This is a genomic window from Galbibacter sp. (assembly GCF_048266365.1).
Taxonomy (GTDB): Bacteria; Bacteroidota; Bacteroidia; order Flavobacteriales; family Flavobacteriaceae; genus Galbibacter.
The window spans coordinates 329,760-341,797 of sequence record NZ_JBLWZP010000004.1; the positions used below are offsets into that span (position 1 = coordinate 329,760).

At 37.7% G+C, this 12,038-nt stretch carries 14 protein-coding genes and 1 tRNA gene; 8 read left to right on the forward strand and 7 right to left on the reverse strand.

Annotated elements, in window-relative coordinates:
* The first annotated feature begins 166 nt into the window (after positions 1 to 166).
* Positions 167 to 577: a DUF4293 domain-containing protein gene (locus ACN0TV_RS08615; RefSeq protein WP_417362063.1), complete on the forward strand. Its 411-nt coding sequence runs from the start codon at positions 167 to 169 to the stop codon at positions 575 to 577.
* 83 nt (positions 578 to 660) lie between these two features.
* On the opposite strand, the gene ACN0TV_RS08620 is transcribed toward ACN0TV_RS08615, so the two are convergent.
* Positions 661 to 2,250 (reverse strand): peptide chain release factor 3, encoded by a 1,590-nt coding sequence (locus tag ACN0TV_RS08620; protein WP_417362065.1) that lies wholly within the window; start codon positions 2,248 to 2,250, stop codon positions 661 to 663.
* A gap of 262 nt (positions 2,251 to 2,512) precedes the next feature.
* On the opposite strand from ACN0TV_RS08620, the gene idi reads away from it, so the two are divergent.
* The 5 genes from idi (at position 2,513) to ACN0TV_RS08645 (ending at position 4,977) form a co-directional block, all read left to right on the forward strand.
* On the forward strand, positions 2,513 to 3,055 hold the full coding sequence (gene idi / locus ACN0TV_RS08625; protein ID WP_417362067.1) for an isopentenyl-diphosphate Delta-isomerase: 543 nt from the start codon (positions 2,513 to 2,515) through the stop codon (positions 3,053 to 3,055).
* Positions 3,052 to 3,456, forward strand: coding sequence for a 6-pyruvoyl trahydropterin synthase family protein (locus ACN0TV_RS08630; RefSeq protein ID WP_417362069.1), 405 nt, complete (start codon positions 3,052 to 3,054; stop codon positions 3,454 to 3,456). Before idi ends, ACN0TV_RS08630 begins: the two co-directional genes overlap by 4 nt.
* 50 nt (positions 3,457 to 3,506) lie before the next feature.
* Positions 3,507 to 4,520 carry a type I phosphomannose isomerase catalytic subunit gene (locus ACN0TV_RS08635; RefSeq protein WP_417362071.1) on the forward strand — a complete coding sequence of 338 codons (1,014 nt, stop codon included), beginning with the start codon at positions 3,507 to 3,509 and terminating at the stop codon, positions 4,518 to 4,520.
* A gap of 33 nt (positions 4,521 to 4,553) precedes the next feature.
* Positions 4,554 to 4,835, forward strand: a complete 282-nt coding sequence (locus ACN0TV_RS08640; protein ID WP_417362073.1) for a hypothetical protein — start codon at positions 4,554 to 4,556, stop codon at positions 4,833 to 4,835.
* 68 nt (positions 4,836 to 4,903) lie between these two features.
* Positions 4,904 to 4,977: transfer RNA gene (locus ACN0TV_RS08645), tRNA-Thr, on the forward strand.
* Positions 4,978 to 5,367: 390 nt separating this feature from the next.
* On the opposite strand, the gene ACN0TV_RS08650 is transcribed toward ACN0TV_RS08645, so the two are convergent.
* Genes ACN0TV_RS08650 through ACN0TV_RS08660 form a run of 3 tightly spaced genes read right to left on the reverse strand, consistent with a single transcriptional unit; the run spans position 5,368 to position 8,112 of the window.
* Positions 5,368 to 6,471: a peptidylprolyl isomerase gene (locus ACN0TV_RS08650; RefSeq protein WP_417362075.1), complete on the reverse strand. Its 1,104-nt coding sequence runs from the start codon at positions 6,469 to 6,471 to the stop codon at positions 5,368 to 5,370.
* A gap of 19 nt (positions 6,472 to 6,490) precedes the next feature.
* Positions 6,491 to 7,063 (reverse strand): gliding motility-associated peptidyl-prolyl isomerase GldI, encoded by a 573-nt coding sequence (gene gldI / locus ACN0TV_RS08655; RefSeq protein WP_417362077.1) that lies wholly within the window; start codon positions 7,061 to 7,063, stop codon positions 6,491 to 6,493.
* A gap of 35 nt (positions 7,064 to 7,098) precedes the next feature.
* Positions 7,099 to 8,112 carry a DHH family phosphoesterase gene (locus ACN0TV_RS08660; protein WP_417362079.1) on the reverse strand — a complete coding sequence of 338 codons (1,014 nt, stop codon included), beginning with the start codon at positions 8,110 to 8,112 and terminating at the stop codon, positions 7,099 to 7,101.
* A 186-nt stretch (positions 8,113 to 8,298) separates the two neighbouring features.
* On the opposite strand from ACN0TV_RS08660, the gene ACN0TV_RS08665 reads away from it, so the two are divergent.
* Positions 8,299 to 9,324, forward strand: coding sequence for an alkaline phosphatase D family protein (locus tag ACN0TV_RS08665; protein ID WP_417362081.1), 1,026 nt, complete (start codon positions 8,299 to 8,301; stop codon positions 9,322 to 9,324).
* A gap of 208 nt (positions 9,325 to 9,532) precedes the next feature.
* Positions 9,533 to 9,952, forward strand: coding sequence for a nucleoside-diphosphate kinase (locus ACN0TV_RS08670; protein ID WP_417362218.1), 420 nt, complete (start codon positions 9,533 to 9,535; stop codon positions 9,950 to 9,952).
* Positions 9,953 to 10,042: 90 nt separating this feature from the next.
* On the opposite strand, the gene ACN0TV_RS08675 is transcribed toward ACN0TV_RS08670, so the two are convergent.
* The 3 genes from ACN0TV_RS08675 to recF all read right to left on the reverse strand — a co-directional run bounded on the left by ACN0TV_RS08675 (position 10,043) and on the right by recF (position 11,930).
* Positions 10,043 to 10,339 (reverse strand): DUF721 domain-containing protein, encoded by a 297-nt coding sequence (locus ACN0TV_RS08675; RefSeq protein ID WP_417362083.1) that lies wholly within the window; start codon positions 10,337 to 10,339, stop codon positions 10,043 to 10,045.
* Complete coding sequence (locus ACN0TV_RS08680) at positions 10,339 to 10,677, reverse strand: hypothetical protein (RefSeq protein WP_417362085.1); 339 nt, start codon at positions 10,675 to 10,677, stop codon at positions 10,339 to 10,341. The genes ACN0TV_RS08675 and ACN0TV_RS08680 overlap by 1 nt, the downstream gene beginning before the upstream one ends.
* Positions 10,678 to 10,850: 173 nt before the next feature.
* Positions 10,851 to 11,930, reverse strand: a complete 1,080-nt coding sequence (gene recF / locus ACN0TV_RS08685; RefSeq protein WP_417362220.1) for a DNA replication/repair protein RecF — start codon at positions 11,928 to 11,930, stop codon at positions 10,851 to 10,853.
* Positions 11,931 to 12,038: the final 108 nt, after the last annotated feature.

Below are 12,038 nucleotides of genomic sequence, written 5' to 3' on the forward strand. Positions count from 1 at the left end.
CTGAGGTAAATTATGATTGTTGTTTTGAAAAAAAATATAGAAGTACAAAATCTAATTGAAGTAAAGTACTTGTTTTGAATTGACTACGCAATATTACAAATTTATTTTAATAAACAAGCATTATTTTTGGAAAAGAACATTATTTTTGCCTAACAAAATTAAAATTGTGATACAGCGCATTCAATCAATATATCTATTAGTGGTCGTCCTAGTTAGTGGGGCTTTACCTTTTTGGCTGCCTTTGTGGACGGATGAGCAATCAATCCCAGTTTATGCTCAAGATGATTTATTGGTTATGGGGAGTTTTGGAGTTGTTGCAATTTTAGCGCTCAGCGCTATATTTATGTATAAGAATAGAAAAAACCAGTTTGTGATAAACAGACTCAATATGATACTTAATCTTTTTTTACTAGGATTTTTCGTTTATCGGTCGCTAACTCTATCCGGAGAAACTAATGTTTCTGAGAAGGGTATTGGGATGCTTCTCCCTATTGTTTCTATCGTTTTTTTAGTGTTAGCCAATAAGGCTATTAAAAAGGACGAAGATCTCGTAAAATCTGTTGATCGGTTACGATAAACCTAACATCTTAGTATATTAGTGCGTTAAAGCCCCTTCTTTATGTTGGGGCTTTTTTTAAGCTATACTCTTACAAAGGATGATTACTTATATTCCGAAACAAAATGTAGTTTCACTGTCGGATACTTCTGTTGTGTCATTTGGATAGAAAATGGAGAGTCGGCCAAAAATACTAGTTGACCTTGTTTGTCATGAGCTAGGAATTTTTGTTTCACACGCTTGAACTCGGTAAACTCTTCGTTGTTTGGATCTTCAGGCTCTACCCAACATGCTTTGTGCACCGGGAAGTTTTCGTAGCTACATTTAGCACCGTACTCATGCTCAAGTCGGTATTGTATAACCTCGTATTGAAGTGCACCCACAGTTCCAATAATCTTTCTGTTGTTTAATTGTAAGGTGAATAATTGTGCCACTCCTTCATCCATAAGCTGCGTAACTCCCTTTTCCAATTGTTTGGATTTCATAGGATCGGCATTATTGATGTAGCGGAAGTGCTCTGGCGAGAAGCTTGGAATACCTTTGAAGTTTAATTGCTCTCCTTCCGTTAGCGTGTCACCAATTTTAAAGTTTCCGGTGTCGTGTAAGCCGACAATATCACCTGCATAGGATACATCTATAATTTCTTTTTTCTCTGCAAAGAAGGCATTTGGGCTTGAGAACTTTAGATTTTTTTGGTGACGTACGTGCAGATATGGTTTGTTTCTTTCGAAAGTTCCCGAAACAATTTTGATAAAGGCTAGTCGGTCCCTGTGTTTAGGATCCATATTAGCGTGAATTTTAAATACAAATCCGGTAAAGGCTTCCTCTGTTGGTGTAACGACGCGTTCCTCTGCTTTCTTTGGAAGTGGGGAAGGAGCAATGTCAATGAAACAATCCAAAAGTTCACGTACCCCGAAATTGTTTAGAGCAGAACCAAAGAATACAGGCTGTAGGTCACCTTTAATATAGGCATCTCTATCAAAATCCGGATATACTTCGTATACTAACTCTAAATCCGTTCTTAGTTCATCAGCTGCTTCCTGTCCTATGAGATTTTCAAGTTCAGGATTATCGATGTCATCAAATGCAATAGTGTCTTTGATTTTCTTCTTGTTGTCTCCACTAAATAGGTTGATGTTTTTTTCCCAAATGTTGTAAATGCCTTTGAAGCTATATCCCATTCCGATAGGGTAGCTCAAAGGAGTTACTTTTAATTGGAGTTTTTGCTCAACTTCATCCAGTAGGTCAAAAGCATCTTTTCCTTCTCGGTCTAATTTGTTGATAAACACAATCATCGGTATTTTGCGCATGCGGCAAACCTCTACCAATTTTTGTGTCTGTTCCTCAACCCCCTTAGCAACATCAATGACGACAATAACACTATCCACTGCAGTAAGTGTTCTAAAAGTGTCCTCGGCAAAATCCTTGTGTCCCGGGGTATCTAGGATATTGATCTTTTTATCTTTATAAATAAAGGCTAATACAGAGGTGGCTACTGAGATTCCTCTTTGGCGTTCAATTTCCATGAAATCACTGGTAGCTCCTTTTTTTATTTTATTACTTTTCACGGCACCGGCTTCTTGTATAGCACCACCAAAAAGTAGTAGTTTTTCAGTTAAAGTAGTCTTACCCGCATCCGGGTGTGAAATAATTCCGAAAGTACGTCTCTTGTTAATTTCTTTTTCTAGCTGCATCCCTATAATTTATAGCGGTGCAAAATTAAACTTTTTCTTGCAAAACCCGACATAAACAGTAAAACATCTAAGAATCTACAATTCAACTGATATTTCATAACGTTTATGGTGTGTATGTCGCTAGTAATCAGACTTGAGAGTATATTGGGTCTGCTTACTCTCTTTCTATTTATGAAATGCTTAACCTTTTTTGTAATTTTGTTGTGCTACTTTAGTGGCTAGATGGGTGTGTACCCTAATTATTAAATTTAAAATTGACACGATGTACAAAGGAAAAGAACTGGTTGTTTTGGTGGACGAAGATGATCGACAAATTGGCTTGATGGAGAAAATCGAGGCTCATGAGAAGGCAATGTTACATCGCGCTTTTTCTGTGTTTGTTTTTAATGATAAGGGTGAGACTTTATTGCAACAACGCGCAGCACATAAATACCACTCCCCGGGACTATGGGCCAATACCTGTTGCAGTCATCAGCGCGATGGTGAAAGTAATTTAGAGGCCGGGATGAGAAGATTACAAGAGGAAATGGGGTTTACGACGGAACTCGAAGAGGTGTTGTCATTTATTTACCATGCTCCATTTGATAATGGACTTACCGAGCATGAATACGATCATATTTTGGTTGGAAAGTACAACCAAGACCCCAATGTTAATCCCGATGAGGTTGCTTCTTGGAAATGGGTGTCGTTAAAAGACATCAAGGCAGATATTGCCGAGCATCCCAGTCATTACACCGCTTGGTTTAAAATTATTTTCGAAAAATTTTATGTCCATATTGAGCAGCAATCATTAAGTGAATTATGAAATTAAAAGTAAGTAGAAAGGCGCATTTTAATGCAGCGCATCGCCTCTTTAAAGAGCAGTGGGATGATACTAAAAACTTTGAGGTTTTTGGGAAATGTAGCAACCCTAATTTCCACGGGCATAACTATGAGTTAATCGTTAGTGTGACTGGTGAGGTAGATCCTGAAACTGGTTTCGTAATTGATTTAAAAATATTAAAAGAACTGGTTCGAAGGGAGATCGAAGAACATTTGGATCATAAAAATCTCAATATTGAAGTAGAGGAGTTTAAAAAATTAAATCCTACTGTTGAAAATATAGCGGTGGTTATATACAATCGTCTAAAAGCGCATTTGGAAGAATTTGAATTGGAGATTGTACTCTATGAGACTCCTAGAAACTTTGTAACTTATAAAGGGTAGCTTCCTATCCTGACGAATCTTAAAATACATACTAAATTTAAACGCATTTCATGGAAAGTTTAAAATCCGGCCTTCAAAATAAAAATACCGTAACGGAACTTAATTACCCTATTAAGTTCTCACCCATATTCAAAGAGTATTTATGGGGAGGCGCTAAATTAAAAGAGGTATTGGCAAAAGACGTTAATACTGAGACTGCTTCTGAGAGCTGGGAGATTTCTGCGGTAGAAGGCAATGTGTCTCAAGTATCTAATGGGGATCTCCAAGGAAAGAACCTCCAAGAGCTAATGGATACCTATACTTCTGATTTGCTCGGAAAGTCGGTTTACGAACGATTTGGGACTAAGTTTCCAATTCTTATCAAGTTTATTGATGCGAGATTGGACTTATCAGTTCAGTTGCATCCTCACGATGATTTGGCTAAGGAGCGTCATAACTCTTTTGGGAAAACTGAAATGTGGCATGTGATGCAGGCCGATCCAGGTTCTAAACTGATCGTTGGGTTTAATCAAGAATTGACTAAGGAGTCATATTTAGAGCACCTAGAGAAAGGACAGCTTTTAGAGATCTTAAATCAAGAGGTGGTAGAAGCAGGGGATACTTACTTTATCAATACCGGTAAAGTTCATGCTATCGGTGCAGGGATATTGTTAGCTGAGATTCAACAAACATCAGACATTACCTACCGAATCTATGATTATGAGCGAAAAGATAAAGACGGAAACACTAGGGAGCTTCATACGGAGTTAGCTGTAGATGCTATTGATTATTCGCTAAAAGATGATTTTAAGGTGAATTATCAGAAGCAATCCAATACGACTAACAGTATGGTTAACTGTCCTTATTTTGTAACCAATTATTTGAACGTTGTAGGTTCTTACGTGAAGCAATTAGTCAATCGTGATTCCTTTACCATATACATCTGTGTCGCTGGTAAAGCTCAGATTAAAATTGGAGAACATACCGAGAACTTAAGTATGGGTCAGACGGTTTTGGTCCCTGCTGCGGTGAATGAAGCCGTGATTAGTGCAGCGGATGCAAAAATATTGGAGGTTTATATCTAAAATTAGTTTAATTTTGCAAAAAAATAGAATCAAATGGCAAATGTTAGAAGTTTAAAGAGAGACATTAATAATGTACTTGGGGATATTATCGAAGCGGTTTACATCTGGGAAGTCAGCACCGGAACTCCAAACTCAAAAGAAGGAGATCAAATTATCGAGAAGGCAATATCAACCTTTGATACTCTTATAGAGAAAGTTAATGATAAGTCTGTAGAAAATAGAAAAGCTCATCTTAAGGAAGTGAACAAGGAGTTGGAAACTCAAGCTCACGCACTTGTCGAGGATCTAAATAAACTTTCTGTTTCCCAAGCTTAAAAAAGTTCAAATAAAAATTTGGAATAATAAATTTCAGGTTTATATTTGCGCACTTTAAAAACGGAAACGCCGATGTAGCTCAGCTGGCTAGAGCAGCTGATTTGTAATCAGCAGGTCGTGGGTTCGAGTCCCTCTATCGGCTCAAAAGAAGTCTTTCAGAAATGGAAGGCTTTTTTTTATGTGCGCCTGAGCGATAATTATAGGGTGTAATTTAAGAACACAACCTACCAATCCCAAAGGGCAATGGACAGACGCCACAATTAGGGAATTCCTACCATAATCGCCGGGCTAATTCAACAAGCAATTGCCCAGGTCTCGCGCCAATGTAGGTGTCAAAATTCAACCACAATAGTTATGGGTTTAGATCAAGGCGTATCGCCCATGGAGCATTAAGAAAGCGCCAAGCGTACAACATAGAAGGTCATAAATATGCCGTAGATCTGGGTTTAGTTAAATTCACTGCATAAAAAAATTCTGCCAATGCGACCACTGACAGAATTTAATATATTTCGTTTTAACTATTGTATTGTTGTTACTCTTGAACCTCGGTGATCTCTAGATCGAATACAAGGTCTGATTTTGGTGGAATAGGGCCGTAACCTGCTTCTCCATAGGCTAGGTAATATGGGATGAATAGGCGTATTTTTGAACCAACTTCCATAAGCATGATTCCTTCTTTAAATCCAGGGATAATACCTGCGTCAGGGCTTACCTCCAACATCATTGGTTTGTACAATCCGCGATCTACCTTTTGCGGGTTAACATTTGCGAACTTTTCCGCAACCTCTAAAAGACTAGTGTCAAAGAGATTTCCGTTTTTAAAGTACCCAGCGTAGTTGACCATGACCACATCTCCGGTTTTAGGTTTGACACCGTTACCTTCTTTAGTGACATAATATTGTAATCCTGATTCTGTGCTTTGTGCTTCCTTTTGTTGTGCTTCAAACTCAGCAACCATATCCTTTTTGGTTTTCTCAAGTTGTTTTTGCTCTTCTGCCTCACCCGCAAAATAGTCATCCATTACTGCTAAAGCGTCAAATTTTCTGGCATCCTTACCATTTCGGATAATTTCAACATGGTTGATCACAACACTTTCAACAGGTCTGTCTTTAAGCCCGGTTTTAACATTTGCAATGGTATCTACAACTTCCAACCCAGCAACAACTTCTCCGAAAACAGTGTGTTTACCATCTAGAAACGGTGTCGCTTTGTGAGTGATGAAAAATTGGCTACCATTGGTTCCAGGTCCAGCATTAGCCATGGAAAGAATTCCTTTTTTATCATGTTTAAGACTGTCCACGAATTCATCAGTGAATTTGTATCCAGGATTTCCGCTTCCTTGTCCTGTAGGGTCTCCTCCTTGAATCATAAAATCTTTGATCACACGGTGGAATATAACTCCGTCGTAATAGCGCTTTCCTTTGAGGGAGTCTACTACGTGAGTGCTCGTTCCCTCAGAAAGACTGATAAAGTTCGCTATTGTTATAGGAGTTTGGTCATAATATAGTTTCACTATCATGTCCCCTTTATTGGTTTGAATATCCGCAAAGATACCATCGCCTAAATCAGAGTATTTAGAACTAGAACATGATGCAAATAATAGCACTGAAATTAGAATAAGATTTAATTTCTTCATTGTTATAAGGTTTATTTTTTTAATTTCCGGTTAAACTATCTTTTGATTTTTGAATAACTTCTATAATGTGAATGGTGCTTTTAATAGTTTGGTTGGTTCCAATCCTATGATCGTCTCCGTGATACCCATACGCCAAAGACGAAGGGAATAAGAACGTTGCTGTTTCGCCCTCTCTCAAAAGCTTTACTGCTGTTCGTAATCCTGGAAAGTAATCCTCCTTGTCAATCTTGAAATTTATAGTTCCAATTTCTTCGCGAGAATAGATAGTTTGGTTATTTAAAGTGCGAATGTCGTAATTTATTTTTACCACATCACCTTCTTTAGCATGGTAGTTCAGGGTGGAGTCTTGTGTGTTGAAATAATACGAATATCCATTTGGGGAACTGTGATAGTGATTAAGGGTATCTTTAGCGATAATACTATCTATGATGGCTTCTTCAATACTTAATAATGCTTTACTTCGCTCTATGGAAGTCGTCATAAAACTACCAGTTTTCACGCTGATTGGTTTTCTGGGTTTGGGTTGGTTACATCCCGAAACCAATAAAACAAGGCCGAGTAGGTATAGGTGGCTGAGGTGTATTTTTTTCATTAGAAATACGTTTTAGATTTTTGGAGCGTATTTTATTATTGCAATTGATCTTTATAATCTGGAAGCAGGCTTACGAATTTTTTCACAGTATCTTCTAATGAAATGGTACTTCTTCCGCCTGCTGCGTTGGTGTGCCCACCGCCGTTAAAATGTAATCTTGCAAAGTCATTAACCGAGAAATCACCTTTAGATCTCAAGGATATTTTAACTATTTCTTCTTGTTGACTTTCAATGAATATCAGGGCAAATTTAATACCTTTTAGTGAAAGTCCATAATTTACAAAGCCCTCAGTGTCACCCTTTTTAAAATTGTATTGGGCGAGTTCTTGTTTGGATAAAGTGATGTATACGGTGTTGTACTCTGGCAACTGAACTAAATTCTTTAAAGCACAGCCTAGTAATTGTAATTTATCCAACGAGCTGGTGTCGTAAATCGCATTGTGAATCTCCGAGTTGTTCGCGCCTTTGTCAATTAACTCAGCAATCACTCGGTGGGTCGCACTGGTTGTGGATGGAAATCGGAATGATCCTGTATCAGTCATGATTCCGGTATAAAGACATGTTGCGATCTCTTGTGTGATCTTTTGACCATTACCCATCATCAGAATGAAATTATACACCATTTCGCAAGTACTGCTCATGGTCGTGTCTGAATAGGTGTATTTAGCGTATGAGTCTGGCGATTGATGGTGGTCAATCATGATATAATCGCCTTTAAAATGCTCTAGGGTTTCGGCTACACCATTGATTCTGCTTAGTGAATTAAAGTCCAATGTAAAAACCAGGTCTGCTGATTTTATCGACTGCGTTGCTTGATCAAGTTGTTTTTCGTAAATGATTATTTGATCCGTACCAGGCAACCATTTTAGAAAATCTGGAAACTCATTAGGAGCGATAACTTCAGATTCACATTGATATTGTTTTAGATAATGATAAAGTGCTAAACAGGATCCAATAGCATCTCCATCAGGATTTTTGTGTGGAATGATAACCACCTTTATAGGTGTAGAAAATCGATCTTTTAATTCTTGTATTTCTAGTGTAGTCAAAAGTTTTGTTTTAAGCAATTGAGCGAAGCGAATATACAATTTAAAATAGAATCAATGCACTATAGTGAGGTAGAATAGCATGGATGGGTTTAAGGATAAGCCCCCTTGTTTTTTTTACGCTTTGGGTGTTTTTTTAATGATGATGTAAAAATGAATAGTACATTTGTGGTACCAAACTAATATGAGATGCGTTTATTGTTCTGTGGTTTTTTAATACTGTTATTAAGTGGTTGTAACGTGTTCCAAAGCGCATTATACCCTTTAGATAACAATGAATTTCTAATTGCTTTTGGCTCTTGTAATAAGCAGGATCACGAGAATCATCTATGGGATGATGTGGTGGCAAACAATCCAGTGGTTTGGATTTGGGGAGGAGATAATATCTATTCCGATACTGATAGTCTTAGAAAGATGCGGAAAGATTACGAGGAGCAGCGTTATCAAGATGGCTACAAAGAGGTTCGGAAATCTATGGATGTCATAGGGACTTGGGACGATCACGATTATGGACTTAATGATGGAGGGCGTGAATGGGCTTTTAAGGATCAGGCTCAAGAACTTTTCTTAAATTTCTTAGAGGTACCTAAGCACGATCCTCGACGTGATCGAAAGGGAGTGTATGATTCCAAAACCTATAATACTTCTCAAGGTTCAGTAAAGATCATTGTATTGGATACTCGTTACTTTAGAAGTCAGCTGACTAAAAATTTAGGAGACGATGGTAAGCGATTTATGCCAAATCCTAATGGTGAAGGAACCATCTTAGGGGAGCAGCAGTGGGCATGGTTGGAAAATGAACTAACTACCTCTACCGCGAGTTTTAATATCATAGTAAGCAGTATACAATTTCTTTCCAATAAACACGGCTTCGAAACCTGGGGTAACTTTCCATCAGAGGTTGAGAAGATGGTAAATTTAGTCAAGTCGAGCAATGCTCGAAGAGTAATTATACTCTCTGGAGATCGACATATCTCTGAATTTTCCCAGATCAATCTCAGTGACCTGGACTATCCGTTAATTGATTTTACCTCCAGTGGACTCACTCATACCTATGAAGCTTTTTCGGGAGAGGAAAATCCATATAGAGTGGGAGAGGTCGTTACAGAGAAGAGTTTCGGTCTGCTTAGGCTCAATTTAAAAAATAACAGGGCTACCATGCAAATGATTGGCGATGGGAATAAGGTGCTAAATCAGTTAGAGCAAGCCTATTAATAGCTACGAATTAGTCATTTTCTTTTGTCTTTTAGGGTTAATTCAATTTCTAGTATGATTTTATCCGTATTTATTTTAATGCTATACGGGCATTACAATTAATTCCCTTACTTTTGCGCAAAATTTAATAACCCAATTTAAAGGGTCAATGGCGATAAGATTAATTACGCCACATCCTGTTGGGAATAAAAATTATCAAAGTAAAAAAATGGCAACAAACAGAACATTTACAATGATTAAGCCCGATGCAGTTGAAAACGGACATATCGGGGCTATTCTTGAAAAAATTACTACTGCTGGATTTAAAACCGTTGCAATGAAGTATACGCAACTGAGCCAAAGAGATGCAGAGGCATTTTATGCGATTCACAGCGAACGTCCTTTCTTTGGGGAGTTGGTGGAGTTTATGACACGTGGACCTATCGTGGCTGCTATCTTGGAAAAAGACAATGCTGTAGAGGATTTTAGAGCTTTAATCGGAGCTACAAATCCTGAGGAAGCTGCAGAAGGCACTATACGTAAACTTTTTGCTACTTCTATAGGAGAAAATGCAGTTCACGGTTCAGATAGTGATGAAAATGCTGCTATCGAAGGTGCATTCCACTTTGCTGGAAGAGAGATTTTTTAAACTATATCATAGCGTAAAAAAAAAGAGATCACCTTAGGGTGGTCTCTTTTTTTGACCTAAGAATTAAGGATTTAAACTCTTTTGCTGAGTTTATCGCAAAATGATCGTCTTTACAATATCCTTTCCGAGTTCTTCATTGATCATTTTGATAATTTTTTCCTTGCCAAAGGCCAATTCCTGTCGTAGCACTGAAGAAGAAAGGGAGACGTATAAGGTGTCTCTTTTGAGTTCAATTTGAGTGGTGTAGGTGTTAACTCCATTACCCATAAGGTTTATCCATGCGTTACGAACATCAATCTTGTCCATACCTTTCTCAAGGCTGTTTTCTTGTACAAAAGCTTTGAGTACATCATTTAAAGAATTGGATTCGTTTCGTCGCTTAGCCATTATTTTATCTCAAATTTTTTAAAGGGTTTGTAATGATAGGTCTTCTTGTCCTTGTTGATGACTACAAATTCATCCCGCTTTAAGGTGAGCACCTTTTCACTGTGTTTGACACCCTGATTGTCGTAGTCTAAGTAGAGCTCGTTATCGCGTTTTTTTATAGTGAAGATCTCTTGATCGCCATTGCTGACAAAAGTACCATCGAGTTGTGGCATGACCTTTTGGCGTATCCCAGTGGAGTCTCCGGTGAGTAGGAAGTAATCAACTACTGCGTTGACATTATAGGATTTGCTTTCACCTGAAGGGAAGCTTACTTTTTCGATCTCCCAATAACCGTTCATAACGGTTGTGTTTTCGATTTTTCCTTGGCCACAACCCCATAATACAAGGCAAGTCAGGCCGATTATAAGCGCTCTCAAATTGGTTGATTTTAGTTTAGTGACAAAGGTAGGTAAAAGAAGCATGTTTAAACAATGAGATCTGATTAATCTCTGCGATTTCTAAAGTAGATATTCTAGAACTCGATCATCCTGTATGATTGTTCTGCTTTTTTGACTACGTTTTCCGTACGTTCTCGATGCGTGTCACTAATAAAGATTTGTCCAAAAGAATCTTTGTTGACAAGAGCAATGATCTGGCTGACGCGTTTCTCGTCCAATTTGTCGAAGATGTCGTCTAGCAGAAGTAAGGGGGTTTGACCCGATTGTTGTTTTGTGAAGTCGAATTGCGCAAGTTTTAAGGCAACTAGATAAGATTTTTGTTGTCCTTGACTTCCAAACTTTTTAATGGGATGCCCATCGATCTCAAAGATGAGGTCGTCCTTGTGCGTTCCAACAGAGGTATACTGTAGCGCCTTGTCCTTGTTGAGGTTTTCTGACAATAGTTGGCCTAGCCCCTTGTCTTCTAACTGGCTTTGATACGCTAGATTGACTTTTTCTTTCCCTGAGGAGATATCTATGTAACGGTCCTTGAAAATTGGAATGAACTTTTCTAGGAATACCTTTCTCTCCTTGTGAATATGCGCTCCATACCCGCTGAGTTGATCGTTGTAAATGGATAAGGTGTCTTTATTAAAGGTGTTGTTGAGTGCAAAGTATTTTAAAAGTGCATTTCGTTGTATAAGAACCTTGTTGTAATTAATTAAGGTTTGTAAGTAGGTTTTGTTCCCTTGGGAAATCACACTGTCTATGAACTTTCTTCTCATTTCACTACCCTCAGTAATTAAATCCCTGTCCGATGGTGAAATGATAACTAACGGGATTAAACCAAGGTGATCTGATAATTTGTCATAAAGCTTGCCATTTCGCTTGATGAGTTTTTTTTGTCCCTTTTTAAAACTACATATGATCTTTTCAGTTTTCTGATCCTTTAAAAAGGTGCCATCCACCACAAAAAAGTTTTCTTCGTGATTAATATTTTGTGAAGCAATAGGGTTAAAATAGCTTTTACCAAAGGCTAGTAAGTATATGGCATCCAAAGCATTAGTCTTCCCAATACCGTTTTGTCCAACAAAGCAGTTGATCTTGTGATCAAATTCAAATTCTTGTGATTTAAAGTTTTTAAAATTTATAAGGGATAGCCTTTGGAGTTGCATAAGAGTGCTTCTACTGATTTTATTGATGAGGTACTTACTAAGAAGTTGCAAATTATTAAAAATTATCAAATGAATAAGCTTTCCTATTTGAATAAATATTTTATTTTT

Coding starts and splice junctions, on each gene's coding strand:
- recF (WP_417362220.1), bottom strand. CDS start 11,930: ATGCAACTCCAAAGGCTATCCCTTATAAATTTTAAAAACTTTAAATCA.
- ACN0TV_RS08670 (WP_417362218.1), top strand. CDS start 9,533: ATGGCAACAAACAGAACATTTACAATGATTAAGCCCGATGCAGTTGAA.
- ACN0TV_RS08680 (WP_417362085.1), bottom strand. CDS start 10,677: ATGAACGGTTATTGGGAGATCGAAAAAGTAAGCTTCCCTTCAGGTGAA.
- ACN0TV_RS08635 (WP_417362071.1), top strand. CDS start 3,507: ATGGAAAGTTTAAAATCCGGCCTTCAAAATAAAAATACCGTAACGGAA.
- idi (WP_417362067.1), top strand. CDS start 2,513: ATGTACAAAGGAAAAGAACTGGTTGTTTTGGTGGACGAAGATGATCGA.
- gldI (WP_417362077.1), bottom strand. CDS start 7,063: ATGAAAAAAATACACCTCAGCCACCTATACCTACTCGGCCTTGTTTTA.
- ACN0TV_RS08630 (WP_417362069.1), top strand. CDS start 3,052: ATGAAATTAAAAGTAAGTAGAAAGGCGCATTTTAATGCAGCGCATCGC.
- ACN0TV_RS08675 (WP_417362083.1), bottom strand. CDS start 10,339: ATGGCTAAGCGACGAAACGAATCCAATTCTTTAAATGATGTACTCAAA.
- ACN0TV_RS08620 (WP_417362065.1), bottom strand. CDS start 2,250: ATGCAGCTAGAAAAAGAAATTAACAAGAGACGTACTTTCGGAATTATT.
- ACN0TV_RS08640 (WP_417362073.1), top strand. CDS start 4,554: ATGGCAAATGTTAGAAGTTTAAAGAGAGACATTAATAATGTACTTGGG.
- ACN0TV_RS08650 (WP_417362075.1), bottom strand. CDS start 6,471: ATGAAGAAATTAAATCTTATTCTAATTTCAGTGCTATTATTTGCATCA.
- ACN0TV_RS08665 (WP_417362081.1), top strand. CDS start 8,299: ATGCGTTTATTGTTCTGTGGTTTTTTAATACTGTTATTAAGTGGTTGT.